At 61.2% G+C, this 16192-nt stretch carries 14 protein-coding genes and 2 tRNA genes; 4 read left to right on the top strand and 12 right to left on the bottom strand.

Features of this window, described 5'->3' with window-relative positions:
• Nucleotides 1–11: 11 nt before the first annotated feature.
• Nucleotides 12–698, top strand: coding sequence for an alpha-ketoglutarate-dependent dioxygenase AlkB family protein (locus ACNQOP_RS06145; protein WP_284987218.1), 687 nt, complete (start codon nt 12–14; stop codon nt 696–698).
• Between the two features lie 107 nt (nt 699–805).
• Nucleotides 806–1405 carry a DNA-3-methyladenine glycosylase I gene (locus tag ACNQOP_RS06150; RefSeq protein ID WP_284987146.1) on the top strand — a complete coding sequence of 200 codons (600 nt, stop codon included), beginning with the start codon at nt 806–808 and terminating at the stop codon, nt 1403–1405.
• Between the two features lie 1173 nt (nt 1406–2578).
• Here the strand turns inward: ACNQOP_RS06150 and ACNQOP_RS06155 are convergent.
• Nucleotides 2579–3433, bottom strand: a complete 855-nt coding sequence (locus ACNQOP_RS06155) for a rhomboid family intramembrane serine protease (RefSeq protein WP_349469443.1) — start codon at nt 3431–3433, stop codon at nt 2579–2581.
• A gap of 9 nt (nt 3434–3442) precedes the next feature.
• On the bottom strand, nt 3443–3985 hold the full coding sequence (locus tag ACNQOP_RS06160) for a peptidylprolyl isomerase (protein ID WP_257369980.1): 543 nt from the start codon (nt 3983–3985) through the stop codon (nt 3443–3445).
• A 153-nt stretch (nt 3986–4138) separates the two neighbouring features.
• Between ACNQOP_RS06160 and ACNQOP_RS06165 the strand changes: the two genes are divergently transcribed.
• On the top strand, nt 4139–5083 hold the full coding sequence (locus ACNQOP_RS06165; RefSeq protein WP_416403681.1) for a hypothetical protein: 945 nt from the start codon (nt 4139–4141) through the stop codon (nt 5081–5083).
• 121 nt (nt 5084–5204) lie between these two features.
• Nucleotides 5205–6080: a glycosyltransferase gene (locus tag ACNQOP_RS06170; RefSeq protein ID WP_235518098.1), complete on the top strand. Its 876-nt coding sequence runs from the start codon at nt 5205–5207 to the stop codon at nt 6078–6080.
• Between the two features lie 17 nt (nt 6081–6097).
• On the opposite strand, the gene ACNQOP_RS06175 is transcribed toward ACNQOP_RS06170, so the two are convergent.
• From ACNQOP_RS06175 to gnd, 10 genes are all read right to left on the bottom strand, one after another.
• Nucleotides 6098–7006, bottom strand: coding sequence for a DMT family transporter (locus ACNQOP_RS06175; RefSeq protein ID WP_284987144.1), 909 nt, complete (start codon nt 7004–7006; stop codon nt 6098–6100).
• Nucleotides 7007–7150: 144 nt separating this feature from the next.
• Nucleotides 7151–7226 (bottom strand) — tRNA-Ala (locus ACNQOP_RS06180).
• A 70-nt stretch (nt 7227–7296) separates the two neighbouring features.
• The gene (locus ACNQOP_RS06185; protein WP_235518101.1) at nt 7297–7452 is read right to left on the bottom strand and encodes a DLW-39 family protein; all 156 of its coding nucleotides are present in this window, start codon (nt 7450–7452) and stop codon (nt 7297–7299) included.
• Nucleotides 7453–7463: 11 nt separating this feature from the next.
• Nucleotides 7464–7537 (bottom strand) — tRNA-Ile (locus tag ACNQOP_RS06190).
• Nucleotides 7538–7650: 113 nt separating this feature from the next.
• The gene (locus tag ACNQOP_RS06195; protein ID WP_257369977.1) at nt 7651–8370 is read right to left on the bottom strand and encodes a DUF3566 domain-containing protein; all 720 of its coding nucleotides are present in this window, start codon (nt 8368–8370) and stop codon (nt 7651–7653) included.
• Complete coding sequence (gene gyrA, locus ACNQOP_RS06200; RefSeq protein ID WP_416403682.1) at nt 8367–11036, bottom strand: DNA gyrase subunit A; 2670 nt, start codon at nt 11034–11036, stop codon at nt 8367–8369. Before gyrA ends, ACNQOP_RS06195 begins: the two co-directional genes overlap by 4 nt.
• A gap of 61 nt (nt 11037–11097) precedes the next feature.
• Entirely contained in the window at nt 11098–13176 is a 2079-nt protein-coding gene (gyrB, locus tag ACNQOP_RS06205) for a DNA topoisomerase (ATP-hydrolyzing) subunit B (RefSeq protein WP_257369975.1), read from the bottom strand.
• A gap of 337 nt (nt 13177–13513) precedes the next feature.
• Complete coding sequence (locus ACNQOP_RS06210; RefSeq protein WP_416403683.1) at nt 13514–14068, bottom strand: DUF721 domain-containing protein; 555 nt, start codon at nt 14066–14068, stop codon at nt 13514–13516.
• Nucleotides 14055–15248, bottom strand: a complete 1194-nt coding sequence (recF, locus tag ACNQOP_RS06215) for a DNA replication/repair protein RecF (protein ID WP_416403684.1) — start codon at nt 15246–15248, stop codon at nt 14055–14057. Before recF ends, ACNQOP_RS06210 begins: the two co-directional genes overlap by 14 nt.
• A gap of 23 nt (nt 15249–15271) precedes the next feature.
• Nucleotides 15272–16189 carry a phosphogluconate dehydrogenase (NAD(+)-dependent, decarboxylating) gene (gene gnd / locus ACNQOP_RS06220; protein ID WP_416404073.1) on the bottom strand — a complete coding sequence of 306 codons (918 nt, stop codon included), beginning with the start codon at nt 16187–16189 and terminating at the stop codon, nt 15272–15274.
• Between the last annotated feature and the right edge of the window lie 3 nt (nt 16190–16192).

Genomic DNA, 16192 nt, shown 5'->3' on the forward strand with positions numbered 1-16192 from the left:
CCCTGTTTCCCCTGGAACTGGTGCAGTCAGAAACCCACGACGCCGGTCCCCGCCTGGTCGCGCCCGGTGCAGTCCACGTCCCTGGCTGGCTTACGGAGGAACAGCAACGGTGGATAGTCGCGCGCTTCGCTGAATGGACCCAGGGACCGGTGCCCCTGCGCGCGGCCACCCTGCCCGGCGGTCACCAAATGTCCGTGCGTACCGTTTGCCTGGGTTGGCATTGGCAACCCTACAAGTACACGCGGGAAGCTATTGACGTTAACGGTCGACCTGTCCTTGAGTTCCCGGACTGGATGGTGCGCCTGGGCCGGAAGGCGGTCGCTGCTGCCTATTCCACCGATGGCGTGGAGAACGGGTTGCCTCCCGCAGAGGCTTACGCTCCCGATGCGGCCTTGGTGAATTTCTACGATGACGGTGCTGCCATGGGCATGCACCAGGACAAGGACGAGCGTTCGGACGCTCCGGTGGTGTCCCTCAGCATTGGGGACTCGTGTATCTTCCGTTTCGGCAACACGAAAACACGCACCAAGCCCTACACCGACGTCGAACTTCGATCCGGGGACCTCTTTGTCTTTGGCGGTCCGTCCCGGTTCGCCTATCACGGCATACCCAAGGTCCTGCCTGGCACTGCCCCCGCGGATTGCGGCCTCACTCATGGCCGGATCAACATCACCATGCGGGTTACAGGATTGTCGTAAGCCCGGAGCAGGGGCAACGCTTCAATGTCAGTGCGTAGGGGCAGAATATCCCTGGAAGCTAGATTACCTGCCGGCCGTGTGGCCGGCGCGGCCGCAGAGGAGCGTTCATGACCCCGGACACCGGCACCATCATCGGTGAGGACGGCCTGGCCCGTCCCCTGTGGGCCGCCTCGGATCCCCTCATGCAGGCTTACTACGACCATGAATGGGGTATGCCGGTCCGCGATGAACAAGGTTTGTATGAGCGGATCAGCCTCGAAGCTTTCCAGGCTGGTCTCTCGTGGGCCACTATCCTCCGGAAGCGGGATGCGTTCAGGAGGGCCTTCCTGGACTTCCACCCGGAGAGCGTGGCGGCCTTTACGGAAGCGGACGTTGAACGGCTCATGCTGGACGCAGGGATTGTCCGTAACAGGCTGAAGATCAAGGCTGCCATCACCAACGCAAAAGCCACTATCGCATTACGCGAAGAAGGCGGCCTCGTGGACTTTGTTTGGTCCTTCCAACCGGCAAGTACCCCAGCGCCGCGTACCTTCGCCGATATCCCCACGACGTCCCCTGAGTCGATTGCCTTATCCAAGGCATTGAGGAAAAAGGGCTTCGCCTTCGTCGGCCCAACCACCATGTATGCACTCATGGAGGCGATAGGAATTATCGATACCCACCTGATGGACAGTCACCGGCGGGGCACTTCCGGGGTGTGGTCCTAAAAGGCAGGCATGCCAGGACCACCGACAGCACCACACCACACTGCTTTCCACAGAAAGTGCGTAACTTTATCCACAGGCGTGGATAACTTCTGTGGACATCCACGGACTTACGCTGTTTATCCTTGCGATGCTGCCGATCGGCGGTCGGCAGCACTCCGGGGGACAGTTATACCCACTGTGCATCGAGCTGTGGATAGTGCTCCAAGCTTCACCGAAAGTTCAACGACTCCGCATTGCCGGCGTTGCCAAAACCAGGTTCGATTGCACGCAAGTGAATGAGGCCGTCGTGGACGCCGATTCGTTGGTGCTGCCTTGGAGGGGGAGCCCGGTCCCATCACTGGAACACTTACCCACTTAACAACAGGCCAGTACCCACAAGTTATCCACAGTTGGGGACAACGTGTGGGTTTTACCTTGGTTAGCCCCGGCAATCCGGGCTTTTCGCCGCCCCTTAAGGCCTGAACTACAGCCATGTAAGTTATTAACAGTGTTGATAAGCCTGTTGATAGATACAGCACAACGCCGCAATTAACAGGGTTGTCCACATGCGGTCCGAAATACCCTCACTTGTCCACATTCAGGGGGCAGTCGGGGACAAAGTTATCCACAGGTGTGGACAGATTCATGCCATTCGGGGGATATCTAGCTCTTTTACCGCCCACAGAGTGCCATTGGCATGGAACTACAAGCATGTAAGTTACTCACAGTGTGGATAAGTCCTGTGGAAAACTGACACCAAGCCCGCATCGGTCGTCCATGACAGACGACTGGAGATGACCCACGGTGAAAACCCACTTCATGTTTTCCTTCACAGACGCGCGGGATAAGTCGCGATGGGACCGGACACTGATGACCGTGGTTCCGGACTGGCTCGGCGCGGAGCACATGGAAACGGCTCAGGAAGCGCTCACCAGGAAGAGAGGCAGGGCAGTGGTGAAGGAAGTCCGCCTGGAATCCTTTCATGAAGGCCTCAGCGTGCAGACGCTGCATATAGGGCCTTATGACCATGAAGGACCGGTGCTCGAGGAAATGCATAACAGCTTTATCCCCAAGAAATCCCTGACCATGACGGGGCGGCATCACGAGATCTATCTAAGAGATCCACGCGCACTGCTCCAGGGAAGCTCAGGACGATTCTGCGGCAACCAGTCGCCGCCGATGAGGACGGTGGTGTCAGCCGGCAGTGACCCGGACCAACGTGGCAATGGCCAACAATGCCACCACGAGGACAAGTCCACCTGTTTGAAGCAGGGCCTGGTTCTTACCCCGCGGGGCGTAGGCAATGACACCGGCAGCCAGACCTCCGGCGATCAAGCCGCCCAGGTGTGCTTGCCAGGCAATGGTGGGAACAAAGAACCCAATGGCGCCGTTGATGGCGATCAGAACCCACAGTTGCTTGGTTTCGCCACCTCTGTGGCGTTGCACCACCAGCATGGCTCCGAAGAGTCCGAAGATGGCCCCGGATGCTCCGACCACGCCCACTACAGGGAAGCTTGGCGTGAGCAGCAGATAGCCCACGGAGCCACCAACTGCTGAGATGAGATACACCGCAAGGAATCGGATACGCCCGAGCAAAGGCTCAAGGGCTTGCCCAAAGATCCAGAGCGTGTACATGTTCAGGACAATGTGCAGGAGGAATCCCTGCGAGTGCAGGAATGCCGATGTCAGCATCCGCCAGGGTTCGGTGTCCGCGAAGATGTTGGCGAACGCGAAATTTTGGAAGATGACATCGCCCGGGAGCACCCACTGGAGGATGTAGACCAGCACGCACACACCGATGATCAGGTACGTCACCAGTGGGCGGCCAACGGCCAAGGTGCCGCCATAGGGCGACTTGTACTCCGGCGTCGAACGTTTTTGTTCGTTGACGCAGTCAACGCATTGGAACCCGACGGCGGCCGCCCGCTGGCACTCCGGGCACGCGGGGCGCCCGCAGCGCTGGCACCGCACGTAGGAGGGCCTGTCCGGGTGCCTGGGGCACACCGGAACATCAGCAGACGGCTCAGCCGACGGGATTCCGTAACTCATGAATGCAGGCTAGAGCTGTTCGATATCGATGCTGTTGATGACGACGTCCTCAACGGGGCGGTCGCCCATGCCCGTACGGACGGCTTCGATGGAGTCCACAACCTTGCGGGATTCTTCGTCCGTCACCTCGCCGAAGATGCTGTGCTTGCCGAACAGCCAGTCGGTGTTAACGGTGGTGATGAAGAACTGTGACCCGTTGGTGCCCTTGCCCATCTGGATACCGGCGTTGGCCATGGCCAGCTTGTACGGGGCGTTGAAGGTCAGTTCCGGGTGGATTTCATCGTCGAACTGGTAGCCCGGTCCGCCGACGCCGCGGCCCAGGGGATCGCCACCCTGGATCATGAAGTCCTTGATGATGCGGTGGAAAATCGTGCCGTTGTACAGCGGCGTGCCGGTCTTGTCCTCGCCCGTTTCCGGGTGGTTCCAGGACTTTTCGCCCGTGGCCAAGCCAATGAAGTTGGCGACCGTCTTGGGCGCGTGGTTGCCGAAGAGGTCAACCTTGATATCGCCGAGGGTCGTGTGGATCGTTGCTTTTGCGGTTGCGATGGTCATGGCCCCATTCTTCCATGCAGGGTCAACGCCTTTGGAGTTGTAAAGCCGGTTCCGCGCTCGGTGAAATCCGTGCCTAATCGGGCAGATGAATAGCCGGTGTTCCCCAAGCGACGTAGGCTAGCAACAAACCAGCATGTGTATCGGGAGGTAGTTGTGAAGAAATCAGACCGTATTGCCCGCGACATCGAACAATCCGTAGCGGACGGTGTGGAAAACGCCCGCGACTGGGCCGCACCCCGCGTGGAGGCTGCCGTGAATTGGGCTGTTCCTCGCATCCAGCACGGCATTGATACCGCTTCCCCCAGGATCCAGGAGGGGCTGAAGACTGCTGCACACAAGGCCGCAGACGGGGTTGCTGTCGTAACGCCCCGGCTCCAGGACGGCCTCGCTCAGTTGGCACCGAAGATCCATGACGCAGTGGAAGATGCCACTCCCAGGATTCAGGAAGCCCTCAACAAGGCAACCCCTGTCCTGGGCCAGGCCCGGGACAAAGTGGTGGATGAATACCTCCCCAAGTTGTCCGAGCAGCTCGGTCAAGCGTCTGTTGCTGTCCACCACGCCCTCGAGAACGCCCCGGCGCAGGTTGATGCAGTAGCGCAGAAGCTCGTGGACTCCGGAGTTGTCCACAGCGTGCAGGAGCAGGCCCAAGCCACTGGCAAGCAGATCAAGGCTGTCGCGGACGAAGCCGGTAAGGCCGTCAGCACCAAGCTTGGCAAGGAACCAAAGCCCAAGAAGCGTGGCTGGTTGATCGTCACCGTCATCGCAGCCGCTGTGGCTGCAGGCGTGGCTGCCTGGAAGGCTTCCAAGCCTGTCGAGGATCCGTGGAAGACGCCGTCACCGGTGACTCCTTCCCCTGTTCCCGCTGACGCCGCAGCTTCGGCCACCGCATCCACCGCGAGCGAGGCCAAGGCCCCGGAAACCAACTCCGAGGACGCCACTGCCGAGGCTGAGCAGGCCACCAAGGACGCCCTCGAGAATGTTGGGGACGCCGGCGCCAAGGTCGCAACCGACGCCAAGACTGCGGTCAAGAACATCGCTGCGAGCCTGCACAAGGACACCGATGCTTCGGACTCCGAAAGCAAGGGCACCCACAGCTAACTCAAGCTGTTCTTACCCTCTCTAAGGGGATCCCGGCCAATGCCGGGGTCCCCTTAGTGTTTCCCCGCATGTCACCAAAGCCTCCTTCGGTGCACCTGCCGTGGGTGTTAGATTTGGAGGGATGTCAGCCGATAGACCCGTTGCGGGTTCCCTCAAGGATGCTCCGGAGCCGCCGGACGTATCCATTGTCATCCCGGCGTATAACGAGGAAAGCGTTATTCGCCAGTGCCTCATTGCGGCCATTTATCAATCAGTCCCGGCAGCCGAAATCATCGTCGTCGACAATCTGTCCACGGATCGAACGGCCAGGATCGTGCGGCAGATGCAGCAGGAGTACCCGGAAAGCCCCATCATCCTTCTCCAGCAGTCTGCCTCGCAGGGACTCATTCCCACCCGGAACTTTGGCCTTAATCACGCCACCGGAGAAGTAGTGGGACGGATCGACGCCGACTCCGTCCTCGAACCCGACTGGGTTGAGCAGGTCCAGAAGGCATTCACGGATCCGACCGTCGCCGCCGCGACCGGCCCCGTGGTCTACTACGACATGCCCATGCGGCGCTTCGGACTCAAAGCCGACGACAAGATGCGCCAACTCATGTTGCGGCTGGCCAAGCACCAGTACCATTTCCTCTTCGGTTCAAACATGGCCCTTCGCCGCTCCGCATGGGAAACCATCCGCGATGAGGCTTGCCTGGATCCCAAGGACGAGATGCACGAGGACATCGATCTGTCGCTGCATCTTTTCGATCACGACCTCAAAGTGCAGTACCTGCCGCAGATGGTCTCCGGCATGTCCGCACGCCGGCTTGAGGACTCGCCGCGCGACTATCGCTACTACGTCCAGCGGTTTGATCGCACGTACAAAGCCCACAATGTGAAAAAGATGGCCCTGAAAGCACCCATGGTGGTGTTCTTTTCCGTATACTTCCCGGCCAAGCTGTTGCGCGCCATCCACACTGCCAACTCCGCCCAGGGCGTTCGGCGCGGCGGGATTTAACGCACGACGCCGGGAGGCTAGTCGGTTCCCAGCTCAGCTTCGCGCCGGTCTGCTTCGGGCCGTCCACGGCGCTGACCGGCCACCACCACTGCCAGTCCAACAAGAATCAGGGCCAATCCCGCGTATGTGCCGGCCGGCAGCGTTTCATTCAGGAAGACTGCTGCGAGGATCGCCGCACCCGGAATCTCCAACAGGATAATCATCGACACCAGCAACGGACTCATCGTGGCCAGCAGGTGGTTGAAGGCTGTATGTCCCACCAGCTGCGCGCAGACGGTGATGGCAATAATCCCCAGCCAGCCTCCGGCGTCGAACCCTACAAGGGCCTGGCCGTTGAAGGTAGCCAGCACCGCAACGATCGCCGCGCAGATGCCATAGCAGAGGGTGGTGTAGGTGCCAATACCCATCGACTGGCGGGCTTTCCCGCCCGCCAGCGTGTAGAGCCCCGCCAGCGCACCGCCAGCAAGCGCCAGGAGGTCGCCCAGCAGCGCCTCGGGCGAGGAACCCATATCGAACCCGGTAATGGCCACCACCCCGCCAAACGCAATCCCCAGGCCCAGCAGCACCGGCCAACGGTGCCTGGTGCCGCGGAACAACTGGAAAACGGCGATCCACGCCGATTGCAGGCATACCAAGGCCGTAGCCGCCGCAACGGACGTCAGTTGCAGGGCCGTGATGAAGCAGGCGAAGTGGAAGGCCAGAGCGACAGCGGCCGTCACGGACCAGCCAAGCTCCCTGCGTGTGATCTTCCCGAAAGCCTTGGGCTCGCGGACAACCACAGGAGTGGCCATGACCAAAGCCCCGATTGCGTTGCGCCAAAAAGCGATGGCCAGAGCGGTCACGGAGGTGGCCCCCAAGGTGCCGGCCATCAGCGGGCCGGAGGAGGCGACTCCCAGTACCCCGAGGGCGGCGATGAGAAGGGTCACGGATCAACCTTAGTGTGACGGCGACTCACCCGAGGGACGCCCTGTCCGTTGTGGAGCGAATACTGCCCCCGCTATGTTCCCGGTCGGGAAAGCAACGAGGTTAAATGCAAAAGTCCCGGTCATTTCTGACCGGGACTTTTCTTATGGTGGAGGCACGGGGACTCGAACCCCGAACCCCCTGCTTGCAAAGCAGGTGCGCTACCAATTGCGCCATGCCCCCATAAGAAGCAACCCGTCTATCATACCCTAATTTTTGACTGTCAATTACCAGTCCAAACCGGGCTCTTCGGCTAATCGACCTTATCGGTCGACTGGCTCCAGACATTCTTCCGGGCTTCGGATTCCTGCGCCTTTTTATAGGCCAGAACACCTGCGACCGCTGCTGCCAGTACAACAAGCAACTTCTTCACAAGTACCTCATTCCAGTTCAGTTTTACCTGAACCACTTTTGGTTCCGTGGGCGTACCAGGACTTGAACCTGGGACCTCTTCGTTATCAGCGAAGCGCTCTAACCGCCTGAGCTATACGCCCCGATGCCTCATCGGGCCGAGATATGACTGTACAGCACATCCCGGCCCGATCTCAAATCGAGGCTTTCCCACCACGGATTTCAGCCTTTTTCAGCGTATTTCCGCGGTTTTTTGCTAGTCGTCGGTCAAGGTGACGCCGACGCCACCAACCAACGTTGCCGAAATGTTATACAGCACGGCGGAGAGCATGGAGAGGGCGGTCAGCAGGACCACGTTCACCACAGCAATGATGGTGGCGAAGGAAGCCACCTGTCCCAGGGAAGCGATCTTCTTCAATTCGAATCCGCTGCCTTCAGAACCGGCCAGGGTACCCAGGAGGCTATCCACCTGGTTGAAGATGCCAGTCAGGTCCAGGACGGTCCAAAGCACGATCGCGGCCACCACTGTGACAATGCCCAGTGCGACCGACAAAAGGAATGCCATCTTCAGGACCGACCAGGGGTCGACCTTGCTGACAAGCAACCGTGCGCGGCGAACCTTGGCCTTGGGCGCGGGCTTCACCAAACCGGGTCCGCCCTGGGCGGGGCGCTGGCCGCCTGCTGCTGCCGGACGCTGTCCAGCCTGTGCGGGCCGCTGTCCGGGAGCACCTGCGGGTCGCTGCCCGCCTGCTCCTGCGGGACGCTGGCCCGGCTGTGCAGGGCGCTGGCCGGGAGCTCCAGCGGGCCGCTGGGCTGAGTTGGCGCCGCCTGCAGGGCGTGCCCCCGTTTCGCCGGCTGCGGCGCCTGGACGCTGCTGTGGCCGTGCAGGGGTTCCTGCCTGCGCGCTGCCCGAGGGCTGCCGGAGTCCGCCGGGGACACCTGTGCTCGGCTTGGGATATGAGTCGGAATTACTCACTCGTTACCTCCGGTATTGTCTTCGTTCAGCTCCGCGCCCGTATCGGTTTCCGGGTCTGCGTCGTTTTCCGTTTCGGGCGTGACGGTTGCCTCAACGGCGCCGTCGTCTTCAGCCAACGTTACGTCATGGTCGAGTCCGTCCTCAGATTCTTCGACTTCCAAACCACGTTCGCTGTTGCGTGCCACTTCGATGATGCGGTCATTCTTGTCAGGTTTGGCAAAAATGACGCCCATGGTGTCGCGACCCTTTGCAGGGACTCCGGTGACGGCAGAGCGGACTACCTTGCCGCCCTCCATGACCACCAGAACTTCGTCTTCTTCCTGCACGATCAAGGCACCTACGAGGTCGCCACGGTCTTCTGCAAGCTTGGCCACCTTGATGCCCAGGCCGCCGCGGCCCTGAAGCCTGTATTCGTCGACGGCGGTCCTCTTGGCGTAGCCGCCCTCCGTCACCACAAATACGAATGAACCATCCTGGACCACGTCAGCAGCCAAGAGCTCGTCGTCTTCACGGAACTTCATACCGGTCACACCCGACGTTGCACGGCCCATGGGGCGCAGAGCGTCATCTGTTGCCGTGAAGCGGATCGACTGGCCCTTGCGTGACACGAGGAGGAGGTCGTCGGTTTCGCTCACCAGCTGGGCGGAAACGAGTTCGTCTTCGTCACGCAGGTTGATGGCGATGACGCCGGCCGTGCGGTTGGTGTCGTAGTCCTCCAGCCTTGTCTTCTTGACCAGGCCGTTCTTGGTTGCAAGAACCAGGTACGGCGCTTGCTGGTAGTCGCGCAGATCCAGGACCTGCGCGATGTGCTCGTCCGGCTGGAAGGCAAGGAGGTTGGCAACGTGCTGGCCCTTGGCATCCCGGCCGGCTTCCGCCAGCTCGTAGGCCTTGGCACGGTAGACCCGTCCCAGGTTGGTGAAGAACAACAGCCAGTGGTGCGTGGTGGTCACAAAGAAGTGCTCCACGACGTCGTCCCCGCGCAGCTGCGCGCCCTTGATTCCCTTGCCGCCGCGTTGCTGCGAACGGTAGTTGTCGCTGCGGGTCCGCTTGACGTATCCGCCGCGGGTAATCGTGACGACCATTTCCTCTTCGGGGATCAGGTCCTCCATGGACATGTCACCGTCGAAGCCCATCAGGATGTGGGTGCGGCGGTCGTCGCCGTGCTTGGCCACGATCTCGGCGAGTTCCTCGCTGATGATCTGCCGCTGGCGTTCCTCGGAAGCCAGGATCGAGTTGTATTCCTGGATCATCGCCTCGAGCTCGGAATGGCGGTCCTGGATCTTCTGGCGTTCCAAGGCAGCCAAACGGCGCAACTGCATGTCCAGGATGGCCCGGGCCTGGAGCTCGTCGATCTCCAGAAGCTCCATGAGTCCCTCGCGGGCAGCCTCCGTGGTGTTGGACGCGCGAATGAGGGCGATGACCTCGTCCAACATGTCCAGTGCCTTCAGGAGTGCACGCAGAATGTGTGCTTCTTCCTCGGCCTTGCGCAGGCGGTACCTGGTGCGACGCGCGATGACGTCCATCTGGTGCGCAACCCAGTGCCGGATGAATGCATCCAGGCTCAAGGTGCGCGGAACGCCGTCGACAATGGCAAGCATGTTCGCCGAGAAGTTGTCCTGCAGCTGCGTGTGCTTGTACAGGTTATTCAGGACCACCTTGGCGACGGCATCGCGCTTCAGCACGATCACCAGGCGCTGGCCCGTGCGTCCAGAGGTTTCATCGCGGAGGTCCGCGATGCCCTGGATCTTGCCGTCCTTGACCAGTTCGGCAATCTTGATGGCCAGGTTGTCCGGGTTTGCCTGGTAGGGAAGCTCTGTGACTACCAGGCAGGTGCGGCCCTGGAGTTCCTCGACGTTAACCACTGCGCGCATGGTGATGGAGCCGCGGCCGGTACGGTAGGCGTCTTCGATGCCCTTGTGGCCGAGGATCGTGGCACCCGTAGGGAAATCGGGTCCCTTGATACGGAGCAACAGCGCTTCAAGGAGCTCTTCCCGGGTGGCCGTGGGGTTGTCCAGCGCCCACTGGACACCTTCGGCAACTTCGCGGAGGTTATGCGGCGGAATGTTGGTGGCCATACCGACGGCGATGCCTGAGGAGCCGTTGACCAGCAGGTTGGGGAACCTGGCCGGCAGGATGGTGGGTTCCTGGTTCTTGCCGTCGTAGTTGTCCTGGAAGTCGACGGTTTCCTCGTCGATATCCCGGACCATTTCCATGGCCAGCTGGGCCATTTTGGTTTCGGTGTAACGCGGCGCAGCTGCTCCATCGTTACCGGGGGAACCGAAGTTGCCCTGGCCAAGCGCCAGCGGGTAGCGCATGGTCCAGTCCTGGATGAGGCGGACCAAGGCGTCGTAGATCGCCATGTCACCGTGCGGGTGATAGGTACCCATGACATCGCCGACCACGCGGGCGCACTTGTTGAAAGAGCGGTCCGGGCGGTAGCCGCCGTCGAACATTGCGTACAGGACGCGGCGGTGAACCGGCTTGAGCCCGTCCCGGACGTCCGGGAGGGCACGGCCGACAATCACGGCCATTGCGTAGTCCAGGTAGGACCGCTGCATTTCCGTCTGCAGGTCCACCTGTTCGACGCGGTCAGTCAGCACATCACCCTCAAGAACTACATCCTCGGCGTCGTTCGAGGCCGGGACTTCGGGAGTTTCGTCACTCATAATCTAAGTTTCCGTTTCAGGTATATGTCGGTTCTGGAATATCTAAGTGGCCGGTGGGCCGTTAGATATCGAGGAACCTGACGTCCTTGGCGTTCTGCTGGATGAAGTTTCGCCGCGACTCCACGTCCTCGCCCATCAGGACGGAGAAGGTCTGGTCAGCGGCCAGCGCGTCGTCCATGGTGACCTGCAAAAGCGTGCGGCGCTCGGGATCCATGGTGGTGTCCCACAGCTCCGTGTAGTCCATCTCGCCCAAACCCTTGTAGCGCTGGATGCCGTTGTCCTTGGGCAGCCGCTTGTTCATGGCAGCGCCCTTGCGGATGGTCTCATCACGTTCACGATCGCTGTAAACGTAGTCGTGAGCAGCGTTGGACCACTTGATCCTGTACAACGGCGGCTGGGCCAGGTAGACGTAACCGTTCTCGATGAGGGGACGCATGTAGCGGAACAGCAGCGTCATCAAGAGGGTGGTGATGTGCTGGCCGTCAACGTCGGCATCGGCCATCAGGACGATCTTGTGATAGCGGAGCTTGGCGATGTCGAAGTCCTCGCCAATGCCCGTACCGAAAGCCGTGATCATGGACTGGACTTCGGCGTTCCCCAAGGCCTTGTCCAGCCGGGCGCGCTCCACATTCAGGATCTTGCCGCGCAGAGGCAGGATGGCTTGGGTTTCCGGGTTGCGGCCACGCTTGGCCGAACCACCGGCCGAGTCACCCTCCACGAGGTAGACCTCACAACGCGAAGGATCCTTGGAGGAGCAGTCTGACAACTTACCCGGCATGCCAAACGATTCCAGCGGGCTCTTCCGGCGGGCGTTATCGCGGGCCTTGCGTGCTGCCATACGTGCTTGGGCAGCCGAGATGGCTTTGCGGATCACGTCGCGGGCGGGGCCGGGGTTCCGCTCCAACCAGTCACCCAACTGGTCGGTGACCACGCGCTGGACGAATCCCTTGACCTCGGAATTACCCAGTTTGGTCTTGGTCTGGCCTTCGAACTGTGGCTCGGAAAGCTTGACGGAAATAACGGCCGTCAGGCCTTCGCGGATGTCGTCACCGGTGAGGTTGTCATCCTTTTCCTTGATGATGCTCTTCTCCCGCGCATAGCGGTTGATCAGCGAGGTCATCGCAGCGCGGAAACCCTCTTCGTGGGTTCCGCCCTCGTGGGTATTGATGGTGTTGGCGTAGGTGTGGACACTTTCCGAGTAGGCGGTTGTCCACTGCATGGCAACTTCAACGGCGATGTGCCGCTCAGTGTCTTCAGTTTCGAAGGCGATGACGTCCTCGTGGACGATTTCAACCTTTTTGTTCGAGTTCAGGTGCTTCACGTAGTCCAGCAGGCCGTCAGGGTACTGGTACACCACCGTGCGGTGCTCGGCGCTGACTTCACCCTCGGTCGCCACGGCGTCAAGGTCAAGGTCGTCGTCACCGTCCCGCGTGACGGGGCGTTCGTCGGTCAGCGTGATTTTCAGGCCCTTGTTAAGGAAGGCCATCTGCTGGAACCGGGCGCGCAGCGTCTCGAAGTCGAACTCAGTGGACTCGAAGATGGTGCCATCGGGGTAGAACGTCTGGGAAGTACCGGTCTCTTCCGTAGCCTCGCCTTGGACGAGTTCGCCCTGTGGCTTACCGCCGTCTGCGAAGGTCATCCGCCAAACGTGGCCCTGGCGGCGGACTTCCGTGTCCACACGACGCGACAAAGCGTTGACCACGGAGATGCCCACACCGTGAAGGCCGCCGGAGACCGCGTATCCGCCGCCACCGAACTTGCCACCGGCGTGCAGGATGGTCATGACGACTTCGACTGTCGGCTTGCCTTCGGTAGGGTGGATGTCCACGGGGATACCGCGGCCGTCGTCCACTACCCGGACGCCACCATCCGCGCGAAGAGTAACTTCGATGTGGCTGCAGTAGCCGGCCAGGGCTTCATCGACGGAGTTGTCCACCACTTCGTAAACAAGGTGGTGCAAACCCCGGGGACCGGTGGAACCGATATACATACCCGGGCGTTTGCGCACGGCTTCAAGGCCCTCCAGCACGGTGATATCGCTGGCACCGTACTCCCTGGGCGCCTCGGCGGGCGTGTCAGGCGTGGGAACAGTCTCCTCTTCGGGCTCTACTGCCAAGGTCTCTGCATTGTCGTTAGCCACAGGCGCTTTCGACTCCTCTGTACTCGATGTCGGCCGTTCCCGGTGTTGTCCACGGCGAACCGAGGCCGTCAACGGGCACGTGACTGATTGCGCCGACTACTCCGACGAAGGGGTCCCTGAGACCACAAGAGTGGATTCAGGACCTGGACGACGTTTCACCGGCGCTCAGTGATCTACGCCAATTCTATCGTGGATACGCTCGAATCCTTGCAAATACGGGGGCAGCCGAGAGCTGAATATGCCCGTGGGAGGCCGCTGGCCCTATCTTCAATGGCCCTGCGGTGGTCCCGATGGGGGTCCATACGGCCCAGGGGCGTTGAATCGCCCTGCACGCCTTTCAGCCGTAAGTGTCCCTGGGGCCCCGCCCGTTGACACTTCGCCCGCCTTTTCGCCAACTTGGAGCCGACGGACCCAAAACCTGAATGCTCGTTACTACGCCTTCGCCGAGTTCATTCCGTAACATCTCGAGCAGGCTGGAACTGAGCAACCGCAGTTGGGTGGCCCATGCCGTGGAGTCGCAGCGGACGTGGAGCGTCGTGTCCGTGAAGCTCTCCGGAGTGCAGTGGGACGAGATGTCCGGACCAACCAAGGTTTCCCATTCAGCCATCACGGACCCTACGGCAACCGGTGACGTCCATCCCCGCTCAGCCACCAAGCGCCCAACAACCTTGCCCAGGCCCAAAGGATCCCGGCCGCTGCCATGGAATTGGGTGAAACCCCTGGTATTGCGGAGGCCTTTGCGTTGGGGGGCTGATCCGGGGCGGGGAGCGCGTTGCCTTACTTCGCCCCGCGCGGCTGCAGCCTCGCGCATGCGGTTCAGGGCAGCCTGGGCCGCGTCAATTTCATCGGGATCCCGGCCGGGTTGGAGTCCGTCGCCGCTATCCTTCGCCATCGATGCCTCCCGGAACAACGGTAACGCGCCGTCCGGCCAGCTCCTCAGGGATATCGGCGTCGACGGCGGCCGTCACCAGCACCTGCTCGGCGCCGGCAACTATTGCTGCCAGTTTACGCCGGCGTTGAACATCAAGTTCGGCAAAGACGTCGTCCAGGATAAGGATCGGCGCGGTCCCTCCCGTACGGGAGTCGTCCAGCATGACGTAGTAGGAAGCAAGCCGCAGTGAAAGGCACATGGACCAGGTCTCGCCATGGGAGGCGTAGCCCTTTGCGGGCGCTTGACCCAAAACGAGTTCCAGCTCGTCCCGGTGCGGCCCCACCAAGGAGATCCCCCGTTCCAGTTCCTTCTTCCGCGACGCAGCGAAGGCCTGGATGTACCGTTCGGTGAGATCGTCCACGGACAGTACCCGGAGGTCCTCCGCCGACGACGACGGTTCCGTTGCGCGATCCGCCGGACCGCCGTCGTCATCCAGGATGTCCTGGAGCGTGGAACGGTAGATGGCGCCGGCTTCCTTGGAACCATCGGTCAGCTGTGCGTAGGCATTGTTGAGGTGCGGACGCAGCCGCTCCACGAGCTCAAGGCGGGCGTGCAGGAGTTCAGCACCTGCCCGCGCCATGTGCTGGTCCCAAACGTCGAGGGTTGCTTCATGGCCCGCAGTGAACTTACCTGTGCGCGCAGACTTCAGGAGCGCGTTGCGCTGCTTAAGGACACGATCGTAATCGCTTCGTGTGGCGGCATGCCGCGGAACCAGGCTTACCAACAGCTCATCAAGGAATCGGCGACGGTTCGAAGGGTCCCCCTTCACCAGAGCCAGGTCTTCCGGAGCGAAAAGCACTGTTTGGCAGATGCCCAGGATGTCCCGCGCCCGCACTGGGTTACTGCGGTTGATACGGCCTCGGTTCGCGCGGCCGGCATTGATTTCCAGCTCAATGACAGTCGACTGCTCGCCACTGACAAGCCGCGCCCGGACCATGGCGCGCTCGGTGCCAAAGCGGAGCAGCGGGCCGTCGGTGCTCACACGGTGCGAGCTCAGCGTGGCAAGGTACCCGATGGCCTCCATCAGGTTGGTCTTGCCGATCCCGTTGGAACCCACCAGCACGGTCACACCTGGGCCAAGCTTCAGGTCAACCTGTGCATAACTGCGGAAATCCGTCAGTGAAAGATGTTCGAGGTACACGCCGTTCGCAGGACTCCTGCGGCCTAGCTGGCCGGACGGGTGGCGTGTCCACCGAACTGATGACGCAGGGCGGAGACCATTTTCATGGCCGGAGAGTTGTCCTCGCGGGAAGCGAACCGGGCAAACAACGCTGCGGTAATTGCCGGGGCCGGTACCGCGTTGGCGATTGCCTCTTCCACGGTCCAGCGTCCCTCTCCCGAATCCTCAACGTAATCGTCGATCGAGGCCAGGCCTGGATCTTCGTCAAGGGCTTTGACCATGAGGTCCAGCAGCCAGGACCGGACAACCGTTCCCTTCTGCCATGCACGGAAGGTACCTGGGAGGTCCTTCACAATGTCCTTGGCCGCGAGCAATTCGTAGCCCTCGGCGTATGCCTGCATGAGGCCGTATTCGATGCCGTTGTGGACCATTTTGGCGTAATGACCTGCCCCAACACCGCCGACGTGGACGAAGCTGTCGGCGCGTTCGCCTTCAGGGCGGAGGGCATCAAAAACAGGCATGGCCAGTTCAATGTCTTCGTCCGCACCGCCGGCCATGAGGCCGTAGCCGTTCTGCAGGCCCCACACGCCACCGGAAACACCGCAGTCCGCAAAACGGATGTTCTTTTCAGCGAGTGCCGCGGCGTGCTTCTGGTCATCGGTGAAACGTGAGTTTCCGCCGTCAATCACCATGTCACCGGGGCTGAGCTTTTCACCAAGCTCTGTGACCACAGCATCCGTGATGGCACCTGACGGGACCATCACCCACACCAGCCGGGGGGTGGGCAAAGCCGCGATGAGTTCATCTACGGAAGTAACATCCGTGATGTCCGGATTGCGGTCGAAACCCGTGACTTCGATGCCGCCGTTCCGCATGCGTTCCCGCATGTTGAAACCCATTTTTCCGAGGCCGATCAGTCCGATGTGCACAGTGTGAACTCTTTTCTGGGAATGAGGGTTGATGTG

The sequence above is a fragment of the Arthrobacter sp. LFS091 genome, from assembly GCF_047977885.1.
GTDB lineage: Bacteria > Actinomycetota > Actinomycetes > Actinomycetales > Micrococcaceae > Arthrobacter.